The organism is Citrobacter sp. MGH106 (genome assembly GCF_001037495.1).
Lineage (GTDB): Bacteria > Pseudomonadota > Gammaproteobacteria > Enterobacterales > Enterobacteriaceae > Citrobacter > Citrobacter murliniae.
In genome coordinates this window covers 279,657-293,410 of record NZ_KQ089823.1, presented here as the reverse complement: position 1 = coordinate 293,410, position 13,754 = coordinate 279,657, and the positions used below count along the sequence as shown (strand labels likewise).

Sequence of the window (13,754 nt, the reverse complement as noted above, 5' to 3'; positions counted from 1 at the left end):
GCTTATTTCTGAAAAGCTTTTTTTAAGCTGATTTTAGAAATCAGCTCGGTCAGGGAAAGTACCATGGTTGAGCGTACCATCTGCTGGTAGCGCTGGATTTGCATTGCGTACAAACCCGAGTCTGAGGTATCAAACTGTGGCGGTGGAGGAAGTGCTGTTACGCAGTGAAGTTCACCAAACGGTCCGAGGATTTCGTCATCGGTGAATGCATATTCATTGCCGTCGTGATTCAACTCTTCACGTAGAGCCATGAGCAGTTCTGCATCCTCATACTCCGGGCGGCTGAGTACGCCCAGGCCGTAGATAAGCTTCAACCTGACGGAAAGATCGCCCAGCGGACCGTCGCCGTCGAGTAACGGTTCTACTGCGTATTTCACCGCATAGTCGTCTTTGCGAAATACCTGGAGCACCAGAATATTCACCGCCTCGGTGAGTAATTCTACGGCGGTGATGAGGAAGCTGCGTACGGTTTTGCCAGCATTCAGACGCTCAAGCACACGATTTTCAAAGGCCTGCGTTTGTTCCATTATTGCCTGCATATCTGACAATCTGTTATTCGGGCGCAGGCTGAGCTGCGCCAGATTCTCTATCATTTGGTCGCGATGTATGCGTTAACCGCCTCCGCCACCACATCACTGTTGGCATCCAGCCCGGACACTTGCGCCAGTGCGGCCTGTGGCCCTTTTTCGTCAATTAATGCCGCCAGTTCCTGCGCCTGTGGGTCCTCTTCACTGCGATAGTGCATCGCCGCAGCAATACCCTTGACCAGATTAACGTGCGGCAGAGCGTACTCCATTGTGCCCAGCAGCGGCTTAATCAGACGATCGCCAGCGCTCAGTTTACGCAGTGGCTGACGGCCAACACGTTCAACGTCATCTTTCAGATACGGGTTTTCAAAACGACCGAGGATTTTCTGAATGTATGCCGCATGTTTTGCTGCATCAAAGCCATAGCGTTTGATCAGCACCGCGCCGCTCTCTTCCATCGCACCTTTTACCACTGCGCGGATTTTCTCGTCGAGAATCGCGTCACGAATGGTCTGATGGCCGGTCAATTTTCCGAGGTACGCGGTTATAGCATGCCCGGTGTTCAGCGTGAAGAGTTTACGTTCGACAAATGCCATCAGGTTATCAGTTAATTCCATTCCCGGGATATTAGGCAGTTCGCCTTTGAACTGCGTTTTGTCGACAATCCACTCACTGAAGGTTTCCACGGTGACTTCCAGCGGATCGTTGGTTGCGGAAGCGGAAGGCGGAACAATACGGTCTACGGCGGAATCGACAAAGCCGACGTGCTCTTCAACCCAGGCTTTATCGGCATCTGCCAGCGCATTCATCACATGACCTTTCAACTGCGTGGTTCCGCGCACCATGTTTTCACAGGCAATGATATTCAGCGGGGTGGTAATACCCTGGGCTTTACGTTTGACCAGGCCTTTGGCGATGGCCGGAGCGATACGCTCAAGTACCACCGGACCCACGGCGGTAGTCACTAAATCAACGTGGGCAATCAGTTCCACGACATCATCGCCGATGCTGCTAACGGCGTTGACGCCGGAAACAGTATCGACCTGCTCGTTTTCACCGACGACATGAACCTGATAGCTATGACGGGCATTCAGGGCATCGAGGACCACCTGATTTACATCCGCAAACGTCAGTTGTATCCCCGCGTCAGCCAGCAGTTTACCGATAAAGCCACGACCGATATTACCTGCGCCAAAATGTAATGCTTTCATAGTATTAACCTTCATTAATGTTTTTACCCAAGAGGGCTGGGGTGAGGGACAGCGATACGTTCCCCCTCACCCCAACCTTCTCCCGCCATCGGAGAGAGTGGGACGCAGGCCCGATAAGCGCTAGCGCCATCGGGCCATGGGACTTACTTACGACCAGCCAGCAGTGCCAGAACTTCATCCACGCTGGTGGTATGCGCCAGACGTTCGATCACGGATTCATCATCCAGCGCGTTGGTCAGGCTGGTAATGACCTGAATATGCTCGTTGTTACGTGCGGCGATACCAATCACCAGACGGGCAATGTCGTCTTCTTCTTCACCGAAGCGGACGCCTTCCGGATACTGGCAGAACACCACCCCGGTTTTCAGCACGCGGTCTTTGGCTTCAACCGTACCGTGCGGTACAGCGATGGACTCACCCAGGTAGGTTGGGGTCAGTTTTTCGCGGTCCAGCATCGCTTCAACATACTCAGGTTCAACGTAGCCGCCTTTTACCAGTTGCTCACCGGCAAAGCGAATAGCTTCTTCTTTGTTGGTGGCTTTACGGCCAAGGAAGATATTCTCCGCACCCAGTTTGAACAGGTTGTTATCGCCCTCATCAAAGCTGTCTTTCAGATGACCACGTACTTTCTCTTCGTTGACGTTGTGGCGCTGTGCCGCCACCAGACGCTCGGTCAGGCTGCTGTACAGACCGCTGTCGAGGAAGTTGGTCAGTGAAATGTGCTGTGCCTGCGGAACCTGGCGCATAGCGCGTTCGGTCAGGTCACGGTGGGTAATGACCAGATCCACATCCGGCGGCAGGTTGTTAATTGCACTGTTGGTGACGGAAATCTGCGACAGACCCGCATCCTGTACTTTCTTACGCAGTACGCCGGCACCCATCGCGCTGGACCCCATACCGGCATCACAGGCTACGATGATTTTACGCACGTGGCTCAGGTCGTTGGTGACATCGCCAGCAGACAGCGGAGATGCGCCTTTAGATTCCGCTTTCATGTCCTGCATGCGGCGAGTTGCTGCATCAATGTCGTCATCTTCTTTCACTTTGCTGGTTTTCAGCAGAATAGCTGAGACCACAAAGGAGACCGCCATTGCCGCACAGATTGCAGCGATGTTGGCAAAGTATGCGCCCTTCGGCGTCATTGCCAGCACGGCCAGGATAGAACCAGGAGATGCCGGAGAAACCAGACCGCCACCCAGGATAGTCAGGGTAAAGACGCCAGTCATACCGCCGAGGATAACAGCCAGAATCAGACGCGGGTTCATCAGTACATACGGGAAGTAAATTTCGTGGATACCGCCCAGGAAGTGGATGATAGCCGCACCGCCAGCAGACTGTTTAGCGCTGCCACGACCAAAGAACATGTACGCCAGCAGGACGCCCATACCCGGACCCGGGTTTGCTTCAATCAGGAAGAAGATGGATTTGCCCATCTCATGGGACTGCTGAATACCCAGCGGTGAGAAAATACCGTGGTTGATGGCGTTGTTCAGGAACAGGATTTTCGCCGGTTCAACAAAAATAGACGCCAGTGGCAGCATGTCATGGACAACCATGAAGTTAACGCCTGCCGCCAGAATTTTGGACAGTGCTTCAACCAATGGGCCAATGCCGAGGAATGCCAGAATGGCGAGGATCATACCGATGATGCCAGCGGAGAAGTTATTCACCAGCATCTCAAAACCGGACTTGATCTTACCGTCTACCCAGCCGTCGAAGTGTTTGATTGCCCAGCCGCCCAACGGGCCCGCGATCATTGCACCGAGGAACATCGGCATATCCGCACCGACGATAACACCCATAGTGGTGATAGCACCGACCACGCCGCCACGATCGCCGCCAACCAGTTTACCGCCGGTGTAACCAATCAGCAGCGGCAGGAGATAGGTGATCATTGGACCGACGAGCTTCGCCAGCGTTTCGTTCGGCAACCACCCTGTCGGAATGAATAATGCGGTGATAATACCCCACGCGATAAACGCGCCGATATTTGGCATCACCATGTTGCTGAGGAATCGACCAAAGCTTTGCACTTTGATCTTAAAATCGGATGACATAAAAACACCCCTTCTTATGTTTGCTATCGCGCAGGCTGAAAGCCCGAGGTTTGTTAATGTAGCGGCAGGAGGTAGCCGGACCCTGTAGATACTGCGAAATCTGGCACTGAATCGTTCAACTGTCCAGTCGACGGGCTTTTATGTGATTCGCGTCACGTAAATATAGGGTGTGTGGTATTAGTTAATGTGACTATGATCACAAAATACCAGTACATAAAAACATCGATGCGCAAGAATTCGCTAAAAAAGGCGGTTAAATGTGAATTAGTTCACGTTTTTCATTTCTCTGTTTGTTGAGTTTTTGTGATCTGGATCGCAAGATATTTTCATTTGAATAAATCCAAATGTGATCTATAGCTGATTCTTCTCTGGCCTGTTTTTCCGCAAAATAGAGCAATTTCTCACCAGAAAAAATATTTTATTTGTGATATGGCGGAAATGCCTATCTGCAGTTATGTTCAAAATATCAGCCAGGGTGCGTACGGCTGCCAGCACATACAAAATTCTAATTAGCGTGAATCCGAGGCAGCTATGTTTCTAAACTATTTTGCATTGGGCGTGCTGATCTTCGTTTTTCTGGTTCTGTTCTACGGAATCATCGCTATCCATGATATCCCCTATAACATGGCGAAAAAGCGCAATCATCCACATGCCGACGCTATTCATACCGCAGGGTGGGTGAGTCTGTTTACGCTGCATGTCATCTGGCCATTCCTGTGGATATGGGCCACGCTCTACCAGCCTGAACGGGGTTGGGGAATGCAGTCACACATCACGCCGGCCGGAAAGGAGCCAGATCCTGAGATTGCCGCATTGTCAGCGCGCATCACTCTGCTGGAAAAAAAGCTGGCAGAGGCGAATAAAACCGATGACTCCACCTTTCCGGAGATTTGATCATGGATCTGTTGATTGTTTTGACCTACGTCGCGTTCGCGTGGGCGATATTTAAGATATTTCGAATTCCGGTCAATCAGTGGACATTAGCTACCGCAGCATTGGGTGGGGTGTTTATTGTCGCGGGACTTATCTTATTAATGAACTATAACCACCCGTACACATTTACCGCGCAGAAAGCCGTTATCTCAATTCCCATTACGCCGCAGGTCACTGGGATTGTTAGCGAGGTAACAGACAAAAATAACCAGTTGATTAAAAAAGGCGAGGTGCTCTTTAAGCTCGATCCTGTCCGTTATCAGGCACGCGTCGACAGATTACAGGCTGACCTGGTGACGGCAACGCATAATATTGAGACTTTGAAAGCGCAATTAGCCGAAGCGCAGGCCAATACCACCCAGGTTTCTGCAGAACGTGACCGTCTGTACAAAGATTACCAACGTTATCTGAAAGGTAGCCAGGCGCGAGTGAATCCGTTCTCTGAAAGCGATATCGACAACGCCCGGCAAAACTTTCTGGCTCAGGATGCCTTAGTCAAAGGCTCTGTCGCTGAACAGGCACAAATTCAAAGTCAGTTAGACAGTATGGTCAACGGTGAGCAGTCGCAGATTGTTAGCCTGCGGGCTCAACTGACAGAAGCGAAATACAATCTGGATCAGACCGTTATTCGTGCGCCCAGTAATGGTTACGTGACGCAGGTGCTTATCCGACCTGGCACCTATGCTGCCGCGCTGCCGCTGCGACCGGTAATGGTGTTTATTCCCGAACAAAAACGGCAAATAGTGGCGCAATTCCGCCAAAACTCACTGCTACGTCTTGAACCGGGCGATGAGGCGGAGGTGGTGTTTAATGCTCTGCCTGGCCAGGTATTCTCTGGCAAGCTAACCAGCATTTTGCCGGTTGTTCCTGGTGGCTCTTATCAGGCACAAGGCGCGTTACAGTCTTTAACGGTTGTGCCGGGCACCGATGGCGTACTGGCGACAATTGAGCTGGAGCCAAATGCTGAAGTAGACGCTTTACCGGATGGTATTTATGCCCAGGTGGCGGTCTATTCCGACCACTTCGCGCATGTCTCCGTGATGCGTAAAGTTTTGCTACGCATGACCAGCTGGATGCATTACCTCTATTTGGATCATTGAGTGATTACGTTGTCTTGTTGCTGAGAGTTGCAGCTATATCCATTACCGCTGCAGGTGGTTGCTGGCGTCGTATTTGCGCCGCCATAAACTGCATATACGGGTCCATATGGCTGAACATGGCTTGATAGCCCTCACACAAATGGTTATGCCAGCGTTTACCTGAAGGATGAATCCGATGTTTTGGGCAACCCCCATGGCAGGCAAAACGCCATTCACAGCGTTCACATTGGGCAGCAACTTGTGCTTTTGCCATTCCAAATTTGTGCTGTTGCTTACTGTTCACCATTTTTTCTAAATTATCGCGTCGCAGATTGCCCAGTCGGTGTTCAGGGTAAACGTAGTGATCGCAACTGTAGACATCACCATTTTGCTCCACGACCAGACCGAATCCGCAGGTCGATTGCATCACGCACAATGAAGGTTTTTCACCCAGCCAGGCGGCTAGTGCGCTGTCAAATAACTGGATAAAGACGCGTCCGACATCTCTTCGTACCCAGGTATCGAAAACCTGGATAATAAATCGTCCCCATTGCTCACCTGAAACGGACCACGAAGTGACAGCACGCTGAGCCATTGATTGTGGATACAGTAGTTCACCGTAGCGTTGTGCAAGGGGTAACTGTTCTACTGCCGGAATGAATTGAATAAAAGTCGCCCCTAAATCGCGGCTCAAAAAATTATAGATTTCAACAGGATATTCAGCTGTGACGTTGTTGACTACGCACAGTACATTCACTTCCACGCCATATTGAGTCAGCACACGCATAGCGTTAATCACCTTCTCAAATACTGAGTCCTGGCTGCGTGTTTTGCGGTAGCGGTCATGTAAGTACGCGGGTCCATCGATAGACAACCCAACAAGAAAACGGTTTTGGGCCATAAAGTTAGCCCATACTTCATTAATGAGTACACCGTTTGTCTGGATACTGTTGCGGATGGTCTTGCCGCAGGCGTGTTTCTGCTGAAGCTCAACGACACGCTGATAAAAGGGTAGCCCTGCCAGAGTGGGCTCCCCTCCTTGCCAGGTAAACTCAATTTCGTTACCCGGATGAGCATTGATGTACTGTTTGATGTACTGCTCCAGCGTCTTCTCATCCATATGGCGCTGCTGGTGAGCAGGTTTCAATGTCCCGTGTTCCTTCCCCAGATAAAAACAGTAGTCACAAGCAATATTGCACTGATAACTAACAGGTTTTGCCATTAAATGAAATGGACGTTTCATGGCGCTCTCCCTCAAGGCGTTAGAAAGTTTTTGGTGATCAAGGTCACTATTCCAACGTCTTATGTTGACAAAGTGAACGAATGATCGGAACAATAATTTCATTAAAGCATGTTAATCGTGAAATTAAAACTTCATTCGCCAGTATCAGGGATTCGTATGAGCAGATTATTTTCTGGAGCACAGAATCTGGGTAAGTCGTTTATGTTGCCAATTGCCATTCTTCCCGCTGCGGGGTTGTTACTGGGATTTGGCGGCGTATTTACCAACCCAGTGACCATTTCGACCTACCCTTTCCTCAACAATGAGATTGTGCAGGCTATTTTTACCGTTATGCGACTTTGCGGTAGTGTCGTGTTTGATAACTTATCACTGCTATTTTCCGTCGGTATTGCCGTGGGACTGGCGCGCAGTGACAAAGGCACTGCGGGTCTGGCAGCAGTCCTTTGCTTTCTGGTGATGAATAAAGCAATCAATGCGCTGTTGTTGCTGACGGGAACATTGGCGACAGAAAATCTCGCCGCTGCCGGGCAGGCGAGTGTTCTGGGGATCACGACGCTGCAAACCGGTGTGCTTGGTGGGGTGATGTGTGGGTTGCTAACCTCCTGGACACATAGCCGGTATGGAAAAACTCAGCTACCTAATATGCTGGCATTTTTTAGCGGTTCGCGCTTTGTCCCCATAATGACGTCGTTCTTTGCCATCTTTCTTGGCGTTGCGCTGTTCTGGGTCTGGCCGCACGTGCAGGCAGGGATTTCTCACCTTGGCATTCTTGTTGAAAAGACCGGTTATCTTGGTACGTTAATTTACGGCATGATCCTCAAATGCCTGATCCCTCTGGGGTTACATCATCTTTTCTACATGCCATTTTGGTTAACAAGCGTCGGTGGTGAAGCCGTTGTTAATGGCCATGTCGTCGAAGGCACACAGAATATCTTTTTCGCTCAACTGGCCGATCCTTCGGTAACGCAGTACTACATTGGTGTTTCACGCTTTATGGCCGGACGCTTTGCCGATTTCATGTTTGGTCTGCCGGGTGCTGCGTTGGCGATCTATCACTGCGCAAAACCGGAAAACAAAAAGAAAGTCGCCAGCTTGATGCTTTCTGCCGCATTGACCGCATTCGTGACCGGGATTACCGAACCACTCGAGTTCGCATTTATGTTCTGCGCACCGCTGCTTTACGCCGTGCATATCGTCTTAACCGGTGTTGCATTCATGCTGACGCATATCCTGGAGATTACGGTCGGTCAGACATTCTCCGGTGGGCTGGTGGACTTCCTGCTTTTTGGGGTGTTGCAGGGGAACGCCAAAACCAATTGGGTTTACATGCTGCCGCTGGGTGTTGTGATGTTCAGCGTCTATTACTTTACCTTCCGTTTCATCATTCAATGGCGGCAATTGAAAACGCCGGGTCGTGAAGATGAAAGCGAAGAAACGCCGGTCGTGAACGTGGCAACGGATGCACGTGCTGCCGGGATCGTTGAGGCGTTAGGCGGTCGCAGCAATATTGTCGATGTGGACTGCTGTGCAACTCGTTTGCGTATCACTGTAAATGAGCCGGAGAAGGTGAGGCTGGATGACTTCAAACAGCTTGGCAGTAAAGGCGCATTCATTCGCGGTCAGGGCGTACAGGTTGTTTATGGACCTCATGTCACGCTGATTAAAAACGAAATTGAAGAATTTATCGGTTCATAAAGAGAGCGGTCTTATGAAAGCAGTTATGTTGATGTTCGACACCCTAACCCGTAATCACCTTGCGCCCTATGGCGGTGATGCGATAACGCCGAATTTTACGCGTCTGGCGCAGGAGTCTGCCCAGTTCGATAACTTTTACGTAGGGAGCATGCCTTGCATGCCCGCACGACGTGAGCTGCATACCGGGCGCTATAATTTTCTGCATCGTAGCTGGGGACCGCTGGAACCTTTTGATTTCTCGGCGATGCAATCGTTGCGTCAGAATGGTGTGCATACACATATGGTTACTGACCATAAGCACTACTGGCGCGACGGTGGCGCGACGTATCATACGCGTTATTCCACGTTTGAGTTTATTCGCGGGCAAGAGGGGGATTGCTGGAAAGGACAGGTTGAAAAGCCACTAATCCACTGGCAGGGCAACGAGGATGAGGAGACGCTTCGTCGTCGTGCCGGACGTATGACCCAGGATTTAATCAATCGTGCTGCTATGCCTACCCAGCAGGAACATTTTACCCACCGCACGATTAGCGCGGGTATAGAGTTTCTCGAAACTAACCAACACCAGGATAACTGGTTTTTACAAATCGAGTGTTTTGATCCGCACGAACCGTTCTTCGTTCCTGAAAAGTACCTGGCGCAGTATGGCTGTAAACCCGGTGAATTCGACGGCTGGGTACCCTATTACTGTGGAGCGCCTGGCGGGTCAGAAGATCAGAAAGTCCGTAAGTTTTATCAGGCGCTAATCACCATGTGTGATGATTATCTTGGTCAGGTGATGGATAAACTTAAGGCGCTGGATCTGTGGGATGACACTCTATTTATCGTCTGTACCGACCATGGGTTCCTGCTGGGGGAGCACCAGTGGTGGGGTAAAAATATCATGCCGGTGTATAACGAAATCGCTAATACGCCGTTCTTTATCCGCGATCCGCGCAGTAAAACGCAGGGTGTCAGACGTAGCGCACTGGCGCAGACAATAGATATTCCGGCGACGTTACTGGAATATTTTGATATTCCTCGCCCGGTAACCATGACAGGAAAACCTCTGCGTCCGGCCATTGAACGTGATGAGTCGATCCGTGATTATGCGCTGTTTGGTTATTTTGGTGGCCATATCAATATCACCGATGGTGAATACGTTTATATGCGCTGCCCGCGCGAGCAGAATAAAACGAATCTGTATGAATATACGTTGATGCCTACGCGTATTGATAGCCCTTTTAAAATTGATGAGCTAAAGGATATTCGTATTCATCCGGGCTTCGATTTTACCCAGGGTGTACAGGTGATGCAGATCCCCGCCACCTTTGGTTATCTTAATCCATGGCGCTTTGGCGATAAGCTGTTCGATGTTAAAAACGATCCGGGACAGTTTCAGCCACTTAATGATGGAACCTTATCTCAACGCTATGCCGCCGCGTTGATCCCCATGATGCAACAGCATGATGCGCCGCCAGAATTGTATACGCGCTTCGAACTCGATCCACTCACGCCTGAGCGCGATGCGCAATTTATCCAACGACAACATGAACAGATCGCAGGGTATGCCTGTGCGCATCCTGGCGTTGCAGAGGCATTGGCGTTTTTGATCCGCAACAGCAGCGAAGACGCATTGGAACTGACCGCGGGGTGCAGTGTTGATGAAGCTGATATTTTCGCATTAATCGATAAGTTATTTACCGGTGATAAACATCGCGCCATGGTCTACCAGACGCGCTTATTACTGCGTACGGCATAGGAACGGGAAAGTGGAATGGAATTTAGAAAATGCCCGCTTTCGTATGACCGTGCAGGCAACCGGCGCGGAGCTTAGCTTGCTGTGGGATAACAAAGGCCAACGCAACTGGATATGGCAACCGCAACCAGACGTGTGGAATAACTCGGCGACGCAGCTTTTTCCCGTTGTAGGCCAGCTTATCCATAACGGGCTATGGCAGGGAGAGCGCTTTTTTCCGCTCTCCGCACACGGTTTTCTGCGTTATCAGATATTTGACTGCGTGGAGCAGGATGCAACTCACCTGGTGATTGAAGCTCATGATACGGCCAGCACACGCGAGGTGTGGCCATTTTCCTGGCAGGTTCGTATTGGATGGTATCTAGAATCCGACGGTATACGTGTGACATGGTCGGTATTCAATACAAGTGATGAAACGTGGGGCTATTCCTCTGGCTGGCATCCAGGATTTGCACTGCCTGTAGCGAGTGAACCAGGTTGGACGGTGCGATTCAATTCAGTGTGCACGGGGCCGTTTGCTACGCAGAAGAGGACATTGCAGATCAGCGATAATGCCCCCGGTATCGCGGCATTTCCGCTTCTGCCGGAGAGCTTTAACCATGGTGCCGTCTATTTTTCGCAGAGTGATGATAACCATTGGGCGGTTTGCTCGCCGGATGGCGTTGAACAGATAGTCTTTGCTGGAAACCAGCAATGGCTGGCCCTGTGGGGCATACCTGGCGCGAATTTATTGTGCGTGGAACCCTTATCTGGCACCACGGACGATCCCTGTTTTGACGGACAAATAGCGCATAAGAGAGGCATTCAATGGCTGAATGCAGGAGAGCAGCATAGCCATTGGCTCTCGGTCAGGTTCCCGGCAGACAGCGGACGGTAAGCGGGATAAACTACCTGACTTATCTCGCGGTCAGGAGAGCCCGTAATGAGTGTGAATAAAAAAAACGTGCGCGTTTATCTTGCGAATATCCTCGGTAGCCTTGGGGATACTGATGGAAAAATTGCCGGTTATATTTTGCAAAACCCGGGCCTGGTCGTGCAGCTACCAGTAAAGAAACTGGCGCTGGAAATTGGCGTCAGTGAAGCGACTATCGTGCGTTTTTGTAAGAAAGTGGGCTATGACGGGTTGCTGAACCTGAAGGCTGATCTCAAGCGGGAACTACTGACGGAAAGCGATCTGTCATTGCCATCTTCACCGGATATTTTTCTGGATGATTCGCGCAACGAAGTAGCACAAAAAATCGCCTTGATGATTGAGACCTCAAGTCGGGAGACGATTGACCTGCTGGATATGAAAGTGGTGAAGCCCGTTGTTGAGCGCTTTTTAGCGGCCCGGCGCGTGATGTTCGTTGGATTTGGCGCATCTGGACTGGCAGCGCTGGAGGCGCGCGACAAGATGAATCGTCTGGGAATTGACTCTGAAGCGTTTACCGATCGCTTCACGATGACCCTTAAGCTGGCCAATCTGAAGGCTGACGACCTGGTGGTCGCATTTTCCCATTCAGGAGAGACGCCAGAAGTAGTCAATGCGTTTCGTCTGGCTCAAAAAAGGGGCGCTTACACCCTGGCGATAACACATAGTCATCACTCACCGCTGAACGAGCTGGCGAATACATTCTGGCTGACAAGTGGTGAAGCAGGGCCGATGCAAGGGGATTCAATTTCTACGCGTATTTCGCAGTTGTTTATTATCGAGTTTTTATGTACCGAAATTACGCGTCACAACCTGCGGGATAGCGGAGTGACCGGATTGTCGATTAAAGAGTTGTTGATAAAAGAAAGGATTAAACGTGAGTCCTCAGGATAATGATTTTGCTCCAAAACCTGTTGGTAAATGGTGGCTGGCGGGTAAAAAACCCGATTATCGTTTTACACTTGCCAATGAACGTACTTTTCTTGCCTGGATCCGCACCGCTCTGGCATTAATGGCGGGTGCGGTGGGCGTTGATCAATTTTCTCCGCAGCTCTCCTCTCCTGGTTTACGCCACTCCCTTGCATTATTTCTTGTCATGGGCGGAGCCCTGCTTGGTGGTCTGGCGTGGCGGCGCTGGCGGCATAATGAATACGCTATGCGCCTGGACAGCCAGTTGTGCTATACCCGCTTTATCTTTGCGTTGTCTCTGTTTCTTGTTGTTGTGGCGGTATTACTGGGAATAATGCTGTGGGGGTAAGCGCCAACCGCGATCATGGACTTCAGCCTGAACGCACGGCACTTTCCTGGAGACGTACCGCGTTTTCAATGATGGTACCCGCCGTATTAACGCTGCGGGGATGGCTTCATTTTGGTGAATGGCCTTATGCGATTGCGACTTTTTTGTTGATGAGTTGCGCATCGATCATCCTGTTACATCAGCGCGGTAAAAATAAGCTATATGTCTCATTTTCAATCGTATTAAGTAGCCTGTTATTGGGATTTCTCTTCCTTTGCCGTCTTTTTGAAATCATCTGAGCCATACTAGGCTGTATCCCAAATTGTTCGCTTATGGGCAACCAGAGGCGCAGTCTATTTTTTTGTTGGCAAAAAGGACACGGTATGAAACTCATTGGCAGCTACACCAGCCCTTTTGTGCGAAAAATTTCTATTCTGTTGCTGGAAAAGGGCATCACTTTCGAATTTGTTAACGAACTCCCCTATAACGCTGAAAACGGCGTAGCACGATATAATCCGTTAGGAAAAGTACCCGCGCTGGTCACCGATGAGGGAGAGTTCTGGTTCGACTCCCCGATTATTGCGCAATACATTGAGCTGCTGGATATTGCGCCCGCCATGTTGCCGCGCGAACCGCTGGCGGCACTTAAGATTCGTCAGCTTGAAGCACTGGCTGACGGTGTTATGGATGCTGGGTTAGTCTCTGTTCGCGAACAGGCCCGCCCTGGTGCGCAGCAATCGGAAACCGAACTGTTGCGCCAGCGCGAGAAAATTACCCGCAGCCTGGATGTGCTGGAAGGTTATCTGGCAGACGGTACGCTTAAAACAGACTCGGTTAACCTTGCAACCATCGCCATTGCCTGCGCGGTGGGCTATCTCAATTTTCGTCGGATTGCCCCCGGTTGGTGTGTGGACCGGCCGCGGTTGGTCAAACTGGTGGAAACACTCTTTCAGCGAGAAAGCTTTGCCCGCACAGAGCCGCCGAAAGCTTGATAGGCATATACATCTCATCCATCAAGCTGCCTCTTTGTTGGCAACGTTCGTTCGCCCCTGGGGATTCATTCTCTTGGCACCTCGACGCATCTTGATTGATTTTGTGTATGTATGTCCGCATGAGTAAAGTCA

At 50.5% G+C, this 13,754-nt stretch carries 13 protein-coding genes; 9 read left to right on the top strand and 4 right to left on the bottom strand.

The annotated features are described in order from the left end of the window. Window positions 1-2 precede the first annotated feature (2 nt). The 3 genes from mtlR to mtlA all read right to left on the bottom strand — a co-directional run bounded on the left by mtlR (window position 3) and on the right by mtlA (window position 3,795). On the bottom strand, window positions 3-593 hold the full coding sequence (gene mtlR / locus SK36_RS20980) for a mannitol operon repressor MtlR (protein ID WP_045448772.1): 591 nt from the start codon (window positions 591-593) through the stop codon (window positions 3-5). Continuing rightward, on the bottom strand, window positions 590-1,738 hold the full coding sequence (mtlD, locus tag SK36_RS20975) for a mannitol-1-phosphate 5-dehydrogenase (RefSeq protein ID WP_048223089.1): 1,149 nt from the start codon (window positions 1,736-1,738) through the stop codon (window positions 590-592). The genes mtlR and mtlD overlap by 4 nt, the downstream gene beginning before the upstream one ends. Before the next feature lie 143 nt (window positions 1,739-1,881). Beyond that, complete coding sequence (mtlA, locus tag SK36_RS20970; RefSeq protein ID WP_048223087.1) at window positions 1,882-3,795, bottom strand: PTS mannitol transporter subunit IICBA; 1,914 nt, start codon at window positions 3,793-3,795, stop codon at window positions 1,882-1,884. A 531-nt stretch (window positions 3,796-4,326) separates the two neighbouring features. On the opposite strand from mtlA, the gene SK36_RS20965 reads away from it, so the two are divergent. Further along, complete coding sequence (locus SK36_RS20965; RefSeq protein WP_045448768.1) at window positions 4,327-4,689, top strand: DUF3302 domain-containing protein; 363 nt, start codon at window positions 4,327-4,329, stop codon at window positions 4,687-4,689. A 2-nt stretch (window positions 4,690-4,691) separates the two neighbouring features. Continuing rightward, window positions 4,692-5,828, top strand: a complete 1,137-nt coding sequence (locus SK36_RS20960; RefSeq protein WP_045448766.1) for an HlyD family secretion protein — start codon at window positions 4,692-4,694, stop codon at window positions 5,826-5,828. A 4-nt stretch (window positions 5,829-5,832) separates the two neighbouring features. Here SK36_RS20960 and SK36_RS20955 read toward each other — a convergent pair whose 3' ends face one another. After that, complete coding sequence (locus SK36_RS20955; RefSeq protein WP_048223084.1) at window positions 5,833-7,050, bottom strand: anaerobic sulfatase maturase; 1,218 nt, start codon at window positions 7,048-7,050, stop codon at window positions 5,833-5,835. Between the two features lie 156 nt (window positions 7,051-7,206). Between SK36_RS20955 and SK36_RS20950 the strand changes: the two genes are divergently transcribed. The 7 genes from SK36_RS20950 (at window position 7,207) to SK36_RS20920 (ending at window position 13,622) form a co-directional block, all read left to right on the top strand. After that, the gene (locus SK36_RS20950; protein ID WP_045448763.1) at window positions 7,207-8,745 is read left to right on the top strand and encodes a PTS transporter subunit EIIC; all 1,539 of its coding nucleotides are present in this window, start codon (window positions 7,207-7,209) and stop codon (window positions 8,743-8,745) included. Between the two features lie 13 nt (window positions 8,746-8,758). Next, window positions 8,759-10,486 carry a sulfatase gene (locus tag SK36_RS20945; protein ID WP_048223081.1) on the top strand — a complete coding sequence of 576 codons (1,728 nt, stop codon included), beginning with the start codon at window positions 8,759-8,761 and terminating at the stop codon, window positions 10,484-10,486. A 10-nt stretch (window positions 10,487-10,496) separates the two neighbouring features. Next, a complete protein-coding gene (locus SK36_RS20940) occupies window positions 10,497-11,360 on the top strand; it encodes an aldose epimerase family protein (protein WP_075261818.1) in 864 nt (287 codons plus the stop codon). Between the two features lie 45 nt (window positions 11,361-11,405). Beyond that, window positions 11,406-12,287 (top strand): MurR/RpiR family transcriptional regulator, encoded by an 882-nt coding sequence (locus SK36_RS20935; RefSeq protein ID WP_045448758.1) that lies wholly within the window; start codon window positions 11,406-11,408, stop codon window positions 12,285-12,287. Beyond that, window positions 12,271-12,651 carry a YidH family protein gene (locus SK36_RS20930; RefSeq protein WP_045448756.1) on the top strand — a complete coding sequence of 127 codons (381 nt, stop codon included), beginning with the start codon at window positions 12,271-12,273 and terminating at the stop codon, window positions 12,649-12,651. Before SK36_RS20935 ends, SK36_RS20930 begins: the two co-directional genes overlap by 17 nt. Further along, window positions 12,642-12,929, top strand: coding sequence for a DUF202 domain-containing protein (locus tag SK36_RS20925; RefSeq protein WP_053069251.1), 288 nt, complete (start codon window positions 12,642-12,644; stop codon window positions 12,927-12,929). The genes SK36_RS20930 and SK36_RS20925 overlap by 10 nt, the downstream gene beginning before the upstream one ends. An 84-nt stretch (window positions 12,930-13,013) precedes the next feature. After that, window positions 13,014-13,622, top strand: a complete 609-nt coding sequence (locus SK36_RS20920) for a glutathione S-transferase (protein WP_045448754.1) — start codon at window positions 13,014-13,016, stop codon at window positions 13,620-13,622. The last annotated feature ends 132 nt before the right edge of the window (window positions 13,623-13,754 follow it).